The 15,372-nt window shown below is 64.3% G+C and carries 13 protein-coding genes; 2 read left to right on the top strand and 11 right to left on the bottom strand.

Annotated elements, in window-relative coordinates; translation table 11 throughout:
* Window positions 1-66 precede the first annotated feature (66 nt).
* The 9 genes from M2375_RS01790 to brnQ form a co-directional block, all read right to left on the bottom strand.
* Window positions 67-1,389, bottom strand: coding sequence for an LLM class flavin-dependent oxidoreductase (locus M2375_RS01790; protein WP_259163551.1), 1,323 nt, complete (start codon window positions 1,387-1,389; stop codon window positions 67-69).
* A complete protein-coding gene (locus M2375_RS01785; RefSeq protein WP_259163550.1) occupies window positions 1,386-2,723 on the bottom strand; it encodes an MmgE/PrpD family protein in 1,338 nt (445 codons plus the stop codon). Before M2375_RS01785 ends, M2375_RS01790 begins: the two co-directional genes overlap by 4 nt.
* Before the next feature lie 2 nt (window positions 2,724-2,725).
* Complete coding sequence (locus M2375_RS01780) at window positions 2,726-3,574, bottom strand: amino acid ABC transporter ATP-binding protein (RefSeq protein ID WP_259163549.1); 849 nt, start codon at window positions 3,572-3,574, stop codon at window positions 2,726-2,728.
* Window positions 3,561-4,373, bottom strand: coding sequence for an amino acid ABC transporter permease (locus M2375_RS01775; RefSeq protein WP_259163548.1), 813 nt, complete (start codon window positions 4,371-4,373; stop codon window positions 3,561-3,563). The genes M2375_RS01780 and M2375_RS01775 overlap by 14 nt, the downstream gene beginning before the upstream one ends.
* On the bottom strand, window positions 4,363-5,112 hold the full coding sequence (locus M2375_RS01770; RefSeq protein ID WP_259163547.1) for an amino acid ABC transporter permease: 750 nt from the start codon (window positions 5,110-5,112) through the stop codon (window positions 4,363-4,365). The genes M2375_RS01775 and M2375_RS01770 overlap by 11 nt, the downstream gene beginning before the upstream one ends.
* 10 nt (window positions 5,113-5,122) lie before the next feature.
* The gene (locus M2375_RS01765; protein ID WP_259163546.1) at window positions 5,123-5,947 is read right to left on the bottom strand and encodes a transporter substrate-binding domain-containing protein; all 825 of its coding nucleotides are present in this window, start codon (window positions 5,945-5,947) and stop codon (window positions 5,123-5,125) included.
* A 66-nt stretch (window positions 5,948-6,013) separates the two neighbouring features.
* The gene (locus M2375_RS01760) at window positions 6,014-6,826 is read right to left on the bottom strand and encodes a transporter substrate-binding domain-containing protein (protein ID WP_259163544.1); all 813 of its coding nucleotides are present in this window, start codon (window positions 6,824-6,826) and stop codon (window positions 6,014-6,016) included.
* Between the two features lie 436 nt (window positions 6,827-7,262).
* A complete protein-coding gene (gene mqo, locus M2375_RS01755) occupies window positions 7,263-8,990 on the bottom strand; it encodes a malate dehydrogenase (quinone) (protein WP_259163543.1) in 1,728 nt (575 codons plus the stop codon).
* 226 nt (window positions 8,991-9,216) lie between these two features.
* Window positions 9,217-10,536, bottom strand: coding sequence for a branched-chain amino acid transport system II carrier protein (gene brnQ / locus M2375_RS01750; RefSeq protein WP_310473153.1), 1,320 nt, complete (start codon window positions 10,534-10,536; stop codon window positions 9,217-9,219).
* A 401-nt stretch (window positions 10,537-10,937) separates the two neighbouring features.
* Here brnQ and M2375_RS01745 point away from each other — a divergent pair, with 401 nt between their 5' ends.
* Window positions 10,938-12,245: a replication-associated recombination protein A gene (locus tag M2375_RS01745; protein ID WP_259163542.1), complete on the top strand. Its 1,308-nt coding sequence runs from the start codon at window positions 10,938-10,940 to the stop codon at window positions 12,243-12,245.
* 87 nt (window positions 12,246-12,332) lie between these two features.
* On the top strand, window positions 12,333-13,244 hold the full coding sequence (locus M2375_RS01740) for a bestrophin family protein (RefSeq protein ID WP_259163541.1): 912 nt from the start codon (window positions 12,333-12,335) through the stop codon (window positions 13,242-13,244).
* On the opposite strand, the gene M2375_RS01735 is transcribed toward M2375_RS01740, so the two are convergent.
* On the bottom strand, window positions 13,207-14,637 hold the full coding sequence (locus M2375_RS01735) for a sensor histidine kinase (protein WP_259163540.1): 1,431 nt from the start codon (window positions 14,635-14,637) through the stop codon (window positions 13,207-13,209). The genes M2375_RS01740 and M2375_RS01735 overlap by 38 nt on opposite strands.
* Window positions 14,634-15,335: a response regulator transcription factor gene (locus M2375_RS01730; RefSeq protein ID WP_259163538.1), complete on the bottom strand. Its 702-nt coding sequence runs from the start codon at window positions 15,333-15,335 to the stop codon at window positions 14,634-14,636. The genes M2375_RS01735 and M2375_RS01730 overlap by 4 nt, the downstream gene beginning before the upstream one ends.
* Window positions 15,336-15,372 lie beyond the last annotated feature (37 nt).

The following is a 15,372-nucleotide window of genomic DNA, read 5'->3' as shown; positions in this document are numbered from 1 at the left end:
GCCAGGGCTTTGTTATGAGCAATGCAGGGCAGGGATCGCGTCAAGCTCAAGGGACGAGACAACGGCTTAGCGCGCAGCGTAGCGGCTGGCCGGGCGGCTCAGGCCCAGGTGGTCGCGCAAGGTACGGCCGCTGTACTCGGTGCGGAACAGGCCTCGGCGGCGCAGCTCGGGCAGGACCAGGGCCACAAAGTCATTTAAGCCGCCGGGGAAGTAGGGCGGCATGATGTTGAAGCCATCGGCGGCCTCGCCCTCAAACCACTCCTGCAGCGCGTCGGCAATCTGCACCGGCGTGCCAACCACGATGCGGTGCCCGCGAGAGCCGGCGACCAGGTGGTAGAGCTGGCGCAGGCTCAGCTTATCGCGGCGGGCTAGGTCGGTCAGCAGCTTGGCGCGGCTCTTGAGCTGGTCGGACTCGGGCAGGTCGGGCAGTGGGCCGTCCAGCGGGTAGCCGGAGATATCGTGGCCCAGACGCTCGGACAGCATGGACAGTGCCCCCGAGGTGTCCACCCATTGCTGCAATTGCTCGTAACGGTCCTTGGCCTCTTGCGCCGTACGGCCGATGACGGGGAACACGCCGGGCATCAGGTGCACCTGAGAAGGGTCCCGGTTCCACTGGCCCAGCTGGCTTTTCAGACCACGGTAGAAAACGCTGGCTTCTTCCAGCGTCTGCTGGGCGGTGAAGACGACATCGGCCGTGCGGGCCGCCAGCGCCTGGCCGGGCTCGGAGGAGCCCGCCTGGATCACGATGGGGTGGCCCTGCGGCGGGCGCGGTGCATTCAGCGGGCCTTTGATGCGGAAATGCGCGCCCTCGTAGCCCAGCGTGTGCAGCTTGGCCGGGTCGAAGTACACACCGCTGTCCTTGTTGCGCACGATGGCGTCGTCATCCCAGCTGTCCCACAGGCCTTTGACCACGTCGACAAACTCGCCGGCCATGGCATAGCGCTCGGCATGGTTGGGGTGGTTGCCTCGGCTGAAGTTGGCGGCCGTGCGGTCGTAGGAGGTGGTGACCACGTTCCAGGCGGCCCGGCCCTGTGAGAGCAGATCCAGCGAGGCGAACGAGCGGGCAATGTGGTAGGGCTCGCTGTAGGTTGTCGAGGCCGTGGCCGCCAGGCCGATGTGGCTGGTGGTCATGGACAGGGCCGACAGCAGAGTCAGCGGCTCGAAGCGCAGTGCGGCCGAAGGGTGCATGTCGGGTGTGGCGCTCAGGCCATCAGCCAGGAAGACCATGTCGAACTTGGCGTCTTCAGCGGTCTTGGCCAGGCGCTGGATCAGGCCCAGGTTTTCGCTGCCAGACTCGGCATCGGGGTGGCGCCAGCCAGCCACGTGGTGGCCGGCGCCTTGCAGGAACAGGCCCAGGCGCATCTGGCGGGGAGTGGAGGTAGAGGTCATGCTTGCACCAAAGAGAACAAAGCGGTCAGTTGAATCAGGTCGTCGCGGCTGTGCATGCGGCCAACCAGTGCAGGCACGGCGCGTAGTGCCTCTGGCTGCTGCTGCGTGGTGTCGGCAAACTTGGCGGCCAGGTCCTTGGCTCGGCTGAGGCCTTGCACGTGCTGCGTGTACTGGCGGCCATCGTGCAGCGTTACTTGCACGGTGGAGAAGCGGGTCTTGGGATCGGTGGATGCACGCGGTGCATCCTCGTCATGGGCGCGGCTGACACGGCGGCCAAAGGCACGCAGGTCTTCGCGGGCAGGGCGTTCGTCAAACAGCGACAGGCCCAGGGCGCCATCGACAAAGGCAGCGGCCAGCACATATTCGACGCTGAAGCGGCCTTCCAGACCCGTGGCTGGGTCGGTCACGGTCAGTGGCGTATCACCGGCGGGCGGGAAGACCACGCGCACTGCGGCAATGTCGTCGGCGCGCAGCTGGTGCTCGGCGCGCAGCGCCAGCGCGGCGTCGGCCGCATAGTGCGTGGCCGTGCAGCAGGCATAGGGCTTGAAGTACAGGCCAGGCGTGACGATCTGCCAGGGCGCGCCCCAGTCGGCCAGCGCGCGCTGTGCGTCGGCGGCGCCAAAGCCATAGGCATCCAGAAAGCCGATGGGCGCTTCGAGTACGCCGGGTGCGCCTTGCAGGCCGGCCCGGGCCAGCTGCGCCGCAAACAGGCCAGCGCGTGCGGCCAGACCGGCGTGCAGCGGCTTGGCTTCGCTGCCAAACTGCAGACGCAGGCCACCGGCCTGGGTGGCTGCCAGACCCAGTGCGTTCTCGGTTGCGGTGGCGTCCAGCTTCAGCAGGCGGGCGCAGGCAGCCGCTGCGCCCAGCGGCCCCAGCGTGGCGGTGTTGTGAAAGCCGGTTTCGTAGTGCTTGCTGCCCAGGGCCAGGCCCAGGCGGGCCATGGCCTCGACGCCGACGATATAGGCATCCAGCAGGCCGAGGGCGCTGGCTGCGGGCAGGGTATCGGCCAGCGCAAACAGCGCCGGCAGCAGCACGGTGCCGGGGTGGCCGCGCACGCTGGAGTGCACATCGTCAAAGTCCAAAGCATGGCCGGCATAGCCGTTGAGCAAGGTGGCACTCGCGGCATCGGCCGTGGTGGCTTGGCCGATCACACGGGCCGCGCCGTCAGCTTGCGGCAGTACGCCACGCAGCTTGTGCCAGGCCGGGTCGGCTGCGCCGGGAAAGGCCGCAGCCAGAAAATCCAGCACGCCTTCGCGTGCGGCCTGCACGGCGGCGGCATCTTCCAGCGGGCGGGCATTGGCAATGCGCCGCGCAAAGTCCTGGCTGAGGGTCATGGTCAGAAAGCCAGTGGGGTGGCTGGCGTAAAAGGGGTCGATGGATGCTGCGCTGCAGGCGGCAGGCTGGCGCTGCGGTCACCGCCCAGCGCCCGGTGCAGAAAGCTGCGGGTGCGTTCGTTGCTCGGCTGGCCAAAGATTTGCGCGGGGGTGCCGTGTTCGACGATGCGGCCTGCCTCCGTGAAATAGACGTGGTCGCTGATCTCGTTGGCAAAGCGCATCTCGTGCGTCACCAGCGCGCAGGTCATTCCGTCGCGCACCAGTTCGCGGATCACGGTGAGCACCTCGCCGACGGTTTCGGGGTCCAGGGCCGAGGTCACTTCGTCGAACAGCATCAGCTCGGGCCGCATGGCCAGCGCACGGGCAATGGCCACGCGCTGCTGCTGGCCGCCGGACAGCTCGCCAGGGTAGGCATGGGCCTTGTGCGACAGGCGCACCTTGTCCAGCAGCACGCGCGCCTCGCGCTCGGCTTCGCCACGCTCGCGGCCCAGCACGCGGATGGGCGCGATCACCAGGTTCTGCAGCACCGTCAGGTGCGGGAACAGGTTGTACTGCTGAAAGACAAAGCCCACGCGCTGGCGCAGGGCGATCAGTTCGGCCTCGGTGCGCAGCTCCTGCACCTGGGTCTCGCCCACGCGGATCTGGCCTTGTTGCGGGCGCAGCAGGCCGGTGATGCAGCGCAGGATGGTGGATTTGCCCGAGCCCGAGGGGCCGATGATGGTGACGGCCTGGCCGCGTGGAATATCGACATCAATGCCCTTGAGCACTTCGTTGGCGCCAAAGGCCAGATGGATATCGCGCAGCTGCACCAGCGGCGCGGTCTGGGAGGAGGGGGTTTCAGCGGAAGGCATGGCGTTTTTCCAGGCGCCGAGTGGTGCGCGCAATGGGGTAGCAATAGGCAAAGAACAGCGCCAGCAGCGTGACATACACCAGGATGGTGAAGTCGGTACGGGCGACGGTGTTGCTGGCAATCTGGGCCGTGTCCACAATGTCATGCACACCGACCAGCGAGGCCAGCGAGGTGCTCATCGTGATGCTGGCGTAGAGGTTCATCCAGGGCGGCAGCATGCGGCGTACGCACTGCGGCAGGATGATCCAGCCAAAGATCTGCCTGCGCTTGAAGGCCAGCGACTGCGCGGCCTCCCACTGGGCCGTCGGAATGGACTGGATGGCCCCGCGAAAGATCTCGGCCACCACGGCCGAAGTCGGCAAGGCCAGGCCTAGCACGACCTTGATCCAGTCTGGAAAGGGCAGGCGCCAGTGCAGCAGCTGCAGCTCGAACGGGAAGACATAGGTGGTGAAATAGATCAGCACTAGGATGGGCGCATTGCGAAAGGCCTGTACATACCAGCGCGTGGCGCTGCGCAGCGCGGCCCATTGCGAGAGCGCCAGTGCCCCCACGACCAGACCCGCCACCGTGCCAATGGCCATGGCCAGCATGCTGATGTAGATATTGGTCCACATGCCGCGCACCAAGGCGGGTGACCATTGCCACAAATGGGCCAGCGCAGGCGGAAAGCGGCCCTCGGCATGCCACCAAACGGCCAGCAGCGCGGCGGCCACCAGCAGTCCCAGCAGCCAGGGGTTCAGCAGCAGCGCGGGCCAGCGCGGGGCCGGTGCGGGCTGTGGAGATGTCAGTTCACTGGCCATAGCCGGGCATCCTCAGGCGGTGTTCGAGCCAGCGGCCCGCGCGGCTGACCAGCCAGGTCAAGCCCCAGAAATACAGCAGGATCAGCAGCAGCAGCTCCAGCACGTTGTCACGCTGCGTCCAGATCATCACGGACTCGTAGGTCACATCGCCCACCGCAATGGCCGATGCCACGGCCGTCATCTTCACCAGATCGACCATGTTGTTCACCAGGGCCGGCAGCGCAAAGCGCAGGGCCAGTGGCAGCTCTACGCGCCACAGCAGCTGGCGGCGGCTGAAGCCCAGCGACTGTCCTGCCTCCAAGGTTGCATGTGGCACGGCCTCGATACCGGCGCGCAGCGCCTCGGCATGGAATACGCCCTTGTGCAGCGAGACCACGATAAAGACCCAGACAAAGGGCGTGAGCGGGTTCACGCCGCCATGCGCTTGCAGGCTTTGCGTGATCAGCATGTTCAGCACCAGAAAGGCGCAGTACAACTGAACCAAGGTGGGCGTGTTGCGGGTGAGCTCGACAAAGGCGCGCGTCGTTCCACGCAGCCAGCGCTGGTCTGAAGTCAGTCCGGCAGCCAGCAATACACCTGCCACCAGGCTGCCTGGAATCACCAGCAGGCACAGCTGCAAGGTGACGCCCAGGCCACGGATGAAGGCATCGCGTTCATAGGCTTCCAGCAGAAATGCGAAGTTCAGGCCGAGCGGCTTGGCGGCCTGCACCAGCCACGGGAAAAAGCTGTGCTCCAACATGGCCATTCCGTCAGGACGGAGTCTTGCGGTACTTGGCCTGGAGCTCGAACAGGCTTTGCGATGGGCTCAGCCCGTTCTTTTTCACCGTCTCAATCAGCCAGCCGCTGCGGTGCCATTGCTGAATGATGCGGTCAATGGCGGCACTGGCATCGTTCTCGCCCTTGCGCACCCAGATCACCTGGGGCGAGGGAATCAGGTCCTGGGCCAGTGGCAGTTCGTAGTCTTTCCAGTCGCTGCCGGTGGCGACCATGAGCCGCAAGGTGGGGCTGACATGGACGGCGGCATCGCAGCCGCCGCCGCGCAGTGCCAACAGCGATTCGGGCTGTCCACGAAAAGCCTTGATCTTGGCACCGTATTCCTCGATCAGCGGCTTGGTGTAGTTCGATCCTTGCGAGACGCATACGGTCTTGCCGCGCACGTCGTCCCATTGCTTGAAGCTGCCACCCTTGCGGGTCAGCAGCGCGCCGCCGATCTCCTCAAACGGGGTAGGGGCGAAGTCCAGAATTTCGGAGCGCTCCTGCGTCCAAGACATGTTGGCGATCAGCACATCCACCTTGCCGGACTGCAGAAACTGCACGCGATTGGAAGGCTGGACCTGCACGGCATCCAGCTTCACACCCAGGCCTGTAGCCACGGCCTGGGCCAGATCGACATTAAAACCTTCGGGCTTTTGGGTGGCTGGGTTAATCGTGCCAAACGGCGGGCCCGACAGAATGACACCGATGGTGACCTGGCCACGCTGCTTGATTTTGTCGAGCGTGGCATCCGCATGGGCCAGGCTGCCGGTCAGCGCCAGGGCGGTGATGGCGGCGGTGGAGAAAAGGCGATAAATCATGGCAAATGGGCAGTGGCGACCCGCCGTAGAGGGAGGGCCGCTAGGAGGCTTGGACGCTGAGGTGGATTACTTGAACTTGGCGGCCTGCAAGGCCTGTTGCTGCAGTTCCAGCAGTGCCGGCAGCGGTGGCGTGATGCCCAGGCGCTTCTCTGTGGCGATCAACCAGCCCGTGCGGTGCCAGTTCTGGATGACTTGGTCGACTGCAGCAATGGTGTCGTTCTCGCCTTTGCGGGTCCAAACGACGGAAGGCGCCTCACCCAAGGCCAGGGTGATCGGTGCATCAAAATCTTTCCAATCGGCATTGGTTTTGAGCAGGGGGTAAATCAGCGTGGTGTCGTGCACGGAGGCTACACAGTTGCCACCGCGCAATGCCAGCAAGGCCTCTGCCGAGCCTTTGAAGCCCTTGACCTGCACACCATAATCGGCCCCCAAAATGCGGGCATAGCTGCCGCCTTGCGAGGCGCAGACGGGTTTGCCTCGCAAGTCTTCCCACTTGGTCAGGCCACTGCCCTTGCGTGCGATGGCGGTGCCGCCCACCTTGTAAAACGGGGTGGGCGCAAAGCCCATCACCTCGGCACGCTCTGGGTTCCAGTCGATGGAGGCGATCAGCAAATCGACCTTGCCCGACTGCAGGAACTGCACACGATTAGAAGGCTGCACCTGAATCAACGTGGCGTCCGCGCCCAGGTCACGCGCCAGTTGGCGTGCGAGTTCGGGGTTCCAGCCAATGAAGCGCTGGTTGGAGGGGTCAATCGAACCTGTGGGGCCGCCGTTGAGCAACACGCCAATGGTGACGGACTTGTTGGCCTTGATCTTGTCCAGCGTGGCATCCGCATGGGCGCTAGCGGCACACAGCGTCAGGGCAGCGGCGAAGGCCATGGTCGAGAGTTGGTGGGAAGAGAAAGAGACCGTCGAACGCATATGAAATAGGCTGCCTAGGCGCAGAAAAAGAGAGAACAATGACCGCTGATACACACTATTGTTCGGGCTGCGCGCTGTAGGTGACAACGAAGTTTTTCGTGCTTGGGTATGCGTAAGTCTTATAAGTGGTGGCCAAGGCCATGCAGATATCCCATGGCGTGACACCGCAGGCAGTGCTGAAAATGCAAACGCCCGATGCAATGCATCGGGCGTCTTTTGGCCGAATGGCTCTGGCAGGTGCCAGCAGCCCAAACTGCCCACCTCAGGAAGGGCGGGTCACGACTCTTGTCTTGGGAGACGCGGATCGAAAGCGTTTGGGTCTGCGCATCGCATGCGCTGCTAGCTGTCTACAGTAGCGGCAACGGCTGAGTGGCCGTATGGCGGTTTGCGTCCATCAAAGCGCCATGTCCGGCACCTTCTTCAGGTCCTTCATGTTTTCGTTGGGCTGCACGCCCGCTTCAACGCCTTGCAGGTTGGGCGACGCAATGGCCAGGTTCAGCGCCTGCTCGGTGGCCAGCCATTCTTGCTGCAGCAGGGCGGGGTTCTCGTTGAGCTTGACACCGTAGCTCGGCACGATCTTGCGGATCTTGGCTTGCCATTCGGCGCTCTTGACCTTCTCGGGGAAGGCCTTTTCCAGCAGGGTCAGCATGATGGCTGGCGAGGTGGAGCCGCCTGGCGATGCACCCAGCAGCGCAGTCAGCGAACGGTCTTGCGCCACGACGACCTCGGTACCGAGCTTGAGGATGCCGCCCTTTTCCGGGTCGTTCTTGATGATCTGCACGCGCTGACCGGCTTCCCACAGGCGCCAGTCTGCATCCTTGGCCTCGGGCATGTAATGGCGCAATGCGTCCATCTTCTGCTCTTTGCTCAGGCTCAGTTGCTGGGCCAGGTACTTGACCAAGGCAAACTCGTTGACGCCGACCTGCAGCTGCGGGATCACGTTGGCAAAGGTCGTGGCCTTGGCCAGGTCAAAGTACGAACCGTTCTTCAAGAACTTGCTCGACCAGGTGGCGAACGGCCCGAACAGCAGCACGCGCTTGCCATCCAGCACGCGGGTGTCCAGGTGGGGTACGGACATCGGAGGCGAGCCGGTATCGGCCAGGCCGTAGACCTTGGCCAAGTGGCGTTCAGCGATCTTGGGGTCCTCGGTGACCAGGAACTCGCCGCCCACGGGGAAGCCACCGTAGACCTTGGACTCAGGGATGCCCGACAGCTGCAGCAGCGGCAGTGCTGCGCCGCCGGCGCCGATGAAGATAAAGCGCGCATCCACCGTCTGGATCTTGCTGCCGTCCTTCATGTCGAAAGCCGACACGCGCCAGGAGCCATCGCTGTTGCGCGTGATGGAGCGCACTTCCTGGCCGGTGCTGAGCTTGAAGTTGGACTTGGACGACAGGTTCTTGTAGAACTGGCGGGTGATTTCGCCCAGGTTCACATCGGTGCCCAGTGGCGAACGGGTGGCGGTCACCACTTCGGCCGGGTCACGGCCTTCCATCATCAGCGGGATCCATTCCTTGATCTTGGCCGGATCAATCGACGACTCCATGCCGGTGAACAGCGGCGAGGCTTCCAGGGCTTTGAGGCGCTTTTGGATGAAGGAGCGGTTTTCTTCGCCGAACACCAGGTTCATGTGGGGCGTGGAATTGATGAACTCGCGGGGATTGCCCAGTACCCCGGTGCGCACCTGGTGCGACCAGAATTGGCGCGACACCTGGAAGTTCTCATTAATGTTAATGGCAGAGGAAATCTGCACATTGCCATTTTTATCCATCGGCGTGTAATTGAGCTCGCACAGCGCCGAGTGGCCGGTGCCGGCATTATTCCAGCCGTTGGAGCTTTCTTCGGCAACCTGGTCCAGGCGCTCGAACAATTCATAGGTCCAGCCGGGTTCCAGCTCCTGCAGATAAACGCCCAAGGTGGCGCTCATGATGCCGCCGCCAATCAGCAGCACATCGACCTGGCGGTCTGCTTTTTCTGCGCGGTATTGGCTACCAAAGAAATACTGGTAACCCACCACGCCCGCACCGACCGCGGCCGCCGAGGCGACAAACTTGCGACGGGTGAAGCCCTTCTTGGGCGCTTTAGCAGCGGAGGCCGCTTGGGGATTTTCTGTTGGATTCGTCATTGCTGAAACTCCACAAATTTTTGGATTTTGACAGTGTTGTCGTAAAAGACCATGAATAACCATGGTTTAAGCAGGCTCAATGTCTCTCCGATTCTTGGTTGCCTGTTCTGACGGTATTGAGCTGCTTGGCTTAGGCGGTTTTGAGTAAAGGTTGCCAATGAATATCCGAGGCCGATATTAACGGTGGCGCTGAATATCCATTGGGCTGGAAGTGCTTAATCAGCCATCAAGGGCGCACGGGTATTTGGCGGCGGGCCAAAAACCAATCGGCCATGCCGGCGCCAACCACCGTCACGGCCACCGGCGTGACCCAGCCCAAGCCCAGTGCAGCGCCGGGCAGGTGCTCCAGCCAGCTGGGCAGCAGGTCGGCCCACTGCAGCGCCTTGGCACCATCGGCTAGGCCAAACACCAGGGCCACCAGCATCACCGGGATGTAGACGCGCGCCGGATGCTGCCAGCGCTGCAGCAGGCTGAGCGAGACCAGCGCAATGGCGGGCGGGTAAAGGGCCACCAGCACCGGGCCGGCAATCTCGATCAGCTGCGCCAGGCCCTGGTTGGCGACGGCCGCGCTGAAGATGCACAAAAACAGCGCCACGCTCCGGTACGAGAAGCCGGTCAGCTGGCTGAAGAAGCTGCTGCAAGCGCTCACCAGGCCGACGCCCGTGGTCAAACAGGCCAGCAAAATCACGGCCGCAATCAGCCAGATGCCGGCGCTGCCAAAGCGGTGCTGTACAAAGGCCGTGAGGATCTGCACACCGGTGACGGCGTTCTGTGCCAGCTCGCCGCTGGTAGCGCCCAGGTAGCACAGCGAGATGTAGACCAGGCTCAGGCACACAGCCGCAATCAATCCGGCATAGATGGCGTAACGGGTGTGCAGACGGGAATCGGTCACGCCGGCATCCTTGATGGCGTTGACGATGACAATGCCAAACACCAGCGAGGCGAGAGCGTCCATGGTCTGGTAGCCCTGCACAAAGCCCTGGGCAAAGGCGGCCACCTGCGTGCTGTAGTCGGCACTGGCGGCGCTGTAGCCGCCCACGGGGGCCAGCACCGCCATGCTGCCCAGCGCCAGCAGCGCGGCAATCAGCAGCGGGGTGATGAGCTTGCCCAGCGTGTCCATCAGCTTGCCGGGGAACAGCGACAGCAGCAGCACCAGCGAGAAATAGACAATGCTGAACACCAGCAGCGCAAACGAGGTGTTACCGACAAAGGGCGCAATGCCCATCTCGAACGAGACAGTGGCGGTGCGCGGCGTGGCAAAGAAGGGGCCGATCGTCAGGTAGATCGTGGTGGCCAGCACCAGGCCAGCGATGCGGCCAATCGGATGGGTCAGCTGGTCCAGGCCGCCGCCCACGCGGGCGAGCGCGACCACGCCCAGCAGCGGCAGGCCCACGCCTGTCAGCAAAAAGCCGGTGGTGGCGCCCAGCAGGTTCTCGCCGGCGGCCAGTCCGACCAGTGGCGGGAAGATGATGTTGCCTGCGCCGAGGAACAGGGCAAAGGTCATGAATCCGAGGGCGATAATGTCCCTGGTTTTCAGTGATTTCATAATGGCTCTTGGTTCTTGCCGGGCAGCGCCCACGGTGGGATGCGGCACACGGCGAATGGAGTCGCGGAAACGGGCATCAGAAAAGGATGGCCCCATCGAGGGCGCTGCTGCCAGGCGCTGTGCCTGCCAGCGTGGCGCATAGGCGCTAGGTGCATGGCGGCCATGCCAGGGGCATGTCAAGCGGGCTGGCTCTCTAGAAAGAGGGCCGCTGGCATCTGATGCGAAGTGGATCCGTATAAACCCTTATTTTCTGCGAAAAATCGTGACCCAGATCATCAAAGGCATATTCACCCCCGGGATAACGTGGGGTGTGTTGCATAAAAGTAGTAAGCACCAGCCCCGCCCAGGGGCGCGGCCCGTTGGCGCTGCCTCTGCCGTGGGCCGCCTGGCAGGAGCCGTGCATGGCTGATTTGTTCAGCCAGGAACCCGCCGCACCGCTGGCCGAGGCACTGCGCCCCAAAACCCTGGACGAAGTGGTTGGGCAGTCCCATCTGCTGGGAGAAGGCAAGCCCCTGCGGCTGGCCTTTCAGTCCGGTAAACCGCATTCGATGATCTTCTGGGGGCCACCCGGCGTGGGCAAGACCACCCTGGCGCGGCTCACGGCCACGGCGTTCAAGTGCGAGTTCATCGCCTTGTCGGCGGTCTTGTCGGGGGTGAAAGACATCCGGGAGGCCATGGAGCAGGCGAGACAATACCTTGCGCAGGGCAAAAACACCATCTTGTTCGTGGACGAAATCCATAGGTTCAATAAGTCCCAACAAGATGCCCTGTTGCCTCACGTGGAATCAGGTCTGTTCACCTTCATCGGCGCTACCACCGAGAACCCTTCCTTTGAGGTCAACTCGGCGCTGCTGTCGCGGGCGCAGGTGTACGTGCTCAAGTCGCTGACAGAAGCAGAGCTGAAGCTATTGCTCCAGAGGGCCCGGGAAGAACATGCCCTTGACGATCTGGCGTTTGAAGACTTGGCCGTTGATACCATCGTGGGATATGCGGATGGTGACGCCAGAAGGTTTTTGAACCTGCTGGAACAGACCAGCACGGCAGCCAAAGCTTCAGGTACCTCCGAGATCACGGCCGAGTTTTTGCAGAACGCCTTGAGCTTGAACAGCCGGCGTTTTGACAAAGGCGGCGACAACTTCTACGACCAGATCTCCGCGCTGCACAAATCCGTGCGCGGCTCCCACCCCGATGCCGCGCTGTACTGGCTCACCCGCATGCTCGACGGCGGCGCCGATGCGCGCTACCTGTCCCGGCGCATTGTGCGCATGGCCTGGGAAGACATTGGCCTGGCCGACCCGCGCGCGATGCAGATCGCCAACGATGCCGCGCTGACCTATGAGCGCCTGGGCAGCCCCGAGGGCGAGCTGGCCCTGGGCCAGGCCGTCATCTACCTGGCCATGGCCGCCAAAAGCAATGCGGGCTACAACGCCTACAACCAGGCCAAGGCCTTTGTAAAGCAAGACAAGAGCCGCGAAGTGCCTGTGCACCTGCGCAATGCCCCCACCAAGCTGATGAAGGAGCTGGGCTATGGGCATGAATACCGCTACGCCCATGACGAGCCCAACGCCTATGCGGCCGGTGAGACTTATTTGCCCGAGGGCCTGGACGCGCCCGGTTGGTACCAGCCTGTGCCCCGGGGCCTGGAGCTGAAGATTGGCGAGAAGCTGGCCCAGCTCAAGCGCTGGGACGACGAGGCGGGAGAGCGCTGAGGCCAGCGGCCGCCAGCCAGCCATCCCGGCTGCCCAAATGCAGCCACCATGCCCGTCAGATTAGCGCCCGGCAGGACAATACCGGCCATGATCGTCCGTCCCCCTTTGCATTGGCTGCGCATGCTGTTTGTATGGCGCGGCTCCATCCTGCCGGCCATCACGCCGCAGCTGATCACCATCACCATCCTGGCCGTGGTGGCGACCCTGCTGCACGGCTCGATCCTGAGCTGGAAAGTCTCGCTGAACTTTGTGCCGTTCTCGCTGATCGGCCTGACCTTGGCGATTTTTCTGGGCTTTAGAAACAGCACCTCGTATGCGCGCTTCTGGGAGGCGCGCACCTTGTGGGGCGTTTTGCTGGTGGAGAGCCGGCACCTGACGGCCCAGGCTTTGACGCTGACCCAGGACAGCGGGCAGGCGCGCGCGCTGGGCCTGCGCTTGTGCGCCTTTGCCTATGCGCTCAAGCACCAGCTGCGCGGCAGCGATGCGCGTGCCGATTTGGCGCTGTTTCTGCCGGCGGGCGAGGTGCAGCAGATCAGCCAGGCGCGCTTTCCTGCGGCGGTGGCCATGCTGCAGGTGCAGCGCTGGGTGGGCGCGCAGTGCCAGCAGGGCAGCATTGCGCCTGCCGTGGTGCCCGTGTTTGAGCAATCCATGGCGCGGCTGGGCGCTGCCTTGGGCGGCTGCGAGCGCATCGCCAGCACGCCCATTCCCTTCACCTATTCGGTGATCCTGCACCGCAGCATCTACATCTACTGCTTTTTGTTGCCCTTTGGCCTGCTCGACTCCATCGGCACGATGACGCCGGTGATCGTCTGCTTTATCGCCTACACCTTTTTCGCGCTGGAGGCGTTGGGCGCCGAGCTGGAGCACCCCTTTGGCCTGGAGGCCAACGACCTGGCGCTGGATGCGATGGTCTACGGCATCGAGGCCTCGGTGCTGGAGATGCTGGGCGAGGCACCGCGCGCTAAGGCACCCGAGGTGCGGGATTTTGTACTGCGTTGAACACCAGGCTGGCGCGCAGCCCTGAGCCGCCCGCCCGGGGAGCCAGGCTAAAACCCGCCTGTTGCAGATGCGCCAGCTTGCCCACAATCGCCAGGCCCAGCCCCGCGCCCTGGCCCAGCGACTGGCCGCTGGCCCCTTGCTGCCAGCGCTGCATGGCGGCCTGGCATTGCGCCTCGCTCATGCCCGGGCCGTCGTCGATGACGGCCAGCTCGATGCGGCTGCCATCTGCTGCCGCCTGCAAGGCCACGGTGACCGACTGGCCGCCATAGCGCAGCGCATTGAGGACCAGGTTGTCGAGCATGGCTGCGAGCAGGTTGGCATCGGCAGCAATGCGCAGCTGCTCGGCCTCGGCCGTATCCAGGCCCTCGGCACCCAGGTCGATCTGGGCACGGCTGGCGGCATCCCAGTGGCGCAGCACCGCCTGCTGCACCAGGTCAGCGGGGGCAACGGTCACCAGCTGCACAGCGCTGGCCTCGTCGCTCAGCGCTAGCAGCAGTAGCTGATCGACCAGGTGGCTGGCGCGCGCGACGTTGTCGGAGATGCGCTGCAGTTGCTGCTGCTGAACGGCAGGGTCGGCATGGCCCAGCCCGTAGTCGGCCAGCGCCTTGATACCCGCCAGCGGTGTGCGCACCTCATGGGCCACATTGCCGGCAAATTCGCGCTGGGCTTCGACGTTGTCTGCAATGCGGGCCAGCAGCGCATTGGTGGTGTGGCGCAGCTGCTCGATCTCGCGCGTGGTGGCGGGGGCGCTGTGCTGGATGGGGGTCAGATCATGCGCGTCGCGCTGCGACAGCGAGGCCTGCAGTGCTGCCAGCGGCGCCATGTCCTGGCCGATGCGCTGGCGCAGCCACCACAGCAGCAGGCCCAGCAAGGTCAGCTGCGGGATCGCGGCATACAGAAACAAATGCTGGATCAGGCTGTCGCGCACCCGGGTGGTGTGCATCATCACGACGCTGAATTGCTGCTCGCCCACCGCACTGCGCAGGGCCACAGCCCGCACCAGCTGGCCGTTGTACAGGGTTTCGCGGTAGCTCACCGGCTCACTCTCGTCCCAGGGCAGCAGCGGCAGCGGCTCGCCGGCCAGCTGGCTGCCATCAGCGCGGTAAACGGCGTAGTACACATACTCGGCCTGGTCGAAGAGGGCGGCCTTGAGCTCGCTGTCGGTCAGCTGCAAGGCCACCTCGCCGCTGTCATCGGCGCGCAGATGCGAAGCAATTGCGTAGGCATCGTCGAGCAAGGCGCGGTCAAAGGCGCTTTGGGTGAAGTGGTTGGCCAGGCCCATCATGAACACGGTGCCCAGCAGCCAGGTCCACACCAGCGGCCCGCGCACATGGCGCAGCACACGCTTGCGCAGCGAGGGCAGGGCGCTGGCTGGTAGCGTTGATGCCGTCATGCGACATCGCCGCTGTCGGCTTCGATCAGGTAGCCAATGCCGCGCAGGGTGCGGATCGCCGCGCCGCTGTGCTGCAGCTTTTTGCGCAGCCGCGAGATAAAGGCTTCGAGCGCGTTGTCGCCCAGGGCTTCATCAAAGTCCGAGAGCTTGTCCGACAGGCTGCGCTTGCTCACCGCGCGGCCGGGCGGGCTCATCAGCTCCCACAGCACTTCAAACTCGCGCGCGGGCAGGTCCAGCGGCTGCGCAGCGATGCGAAAGCGACGGTTGTTGCGCTCCAGGCTGAGCTGGCCGACGGTCGATACATCCTGCGCACCGATGGCGCGGCGCACCAGCGCGCGCAGCCGCGCCTCGACCTCGGCCAACTCGAAAGGCTTGCCCAGGTAGTCGTCGGCGCCGCTGTCCAGGCCGGCGATGCGGTCGGGGGTCTGGTTGCGGGCGGTGAGCACCAGCACGGGGGTGTTGTCGCCGCGCCGCCGCGCCTGCTGCAGCAGTGCCAGGCCGCTGCCCATCGCACTGCCGCGCACGGCGCTGCAGGGCAGGTTCAGGTCGAGCAGGATGGCATCAAAGCGCTGCACCCGCCACCAGTGCTCCGCCGCACCCAGGTCGGCTGCCTGGTCCACATGGTGGCCCGCATCGCGCAGGCTGCTGACGACCACATCGCGCAGCACGGCATCGTCTTCAATCACAAGAATTCGCATGGCCCAAGCCTAGCAAAAGCAAAACACAGCAGCCAGA

Source organism: Comamonas sp. BIGb0152, from assembly GCF_024809975.1.
GTDB lineage: Bacteria > Pseudomonadota > Gammaproteobacteria > Burkholderiales > Burkholderiaceae_C > Comamonas.
The sequence above is the reverse complement of the archived record's forward strand: the minus strand, read 5'-3'. Positions and strand labels throughout refer to the sequence as shown.